At 61.1% G+C, this 488-nt stretch carries 1 pseudogene; it reads right to left on the bottom strand.

From position 1 onward, the window contains the following. Positions 1 to 180: 180 nt before the first annotated feature. Positions 181 to 488, bottom strand: a pseudogene (locus TR36_RS14640) (alpha/beta hydrolase); the annotation flags it as partial.

The following is a 488-nucleotide window of genomic DNA, read 5'->3' as shown; positions in this document are numbered from 1 at the left end:
GGGGCAGGTGACCGAAATCGGAACCCACGCCCAACTCGAGGCTTCGGGCGGGCGTTATGCGCGGCTGTCAGCGGCATGAGCCTGAGCTGCTTCAAAGCCTATGACATCCGGGGGCGCCTTGGCGTCGATCTGGATGAGGGCATCGCATATCGCATCGGGCGGGCTTTTGGTGCAGGGCGGGCGATGCTCGTGCAGTTTGTTGACCAGATTGACGGTATCGGCAGGCGGCGCCACGCGGTCGGCTGATCCGTTGATGATCAGGCCGGACGACGGGCAGGGCGCCAGGAAAGAAAAGTCGTACATGTTGGCAGGCGGCGACACCGATACGAATCCCGTGATTTCAGGGCGACGCATCAGAAGCTGCATCCCGATCCATGCGCCAAACGAGAACCCTGCAACCCAGCAGTGCTTTGCATTCTGGTTCATCGACTGAAGATAATCCAGCGCCGAGGCGGCATCCGAAAGTTCGCCCACGCCCTGATCATACT

This window comes from Falsirhodobacter sp. alg1 (genome assembly GCF_000739715.2).
Taxonomy (GTDB): domain Bacteria; phylum Pseudomonadota; class Alphaproteobacteria; order Rhodobacterales; family Rhodobacteraceae; genus Falsirhodobacter.
The sequence above is the reverse complement of the archived record's forward strand: the minus strand, read 5'-3'. Positions and strand labels throughout refer to the sequence as shown.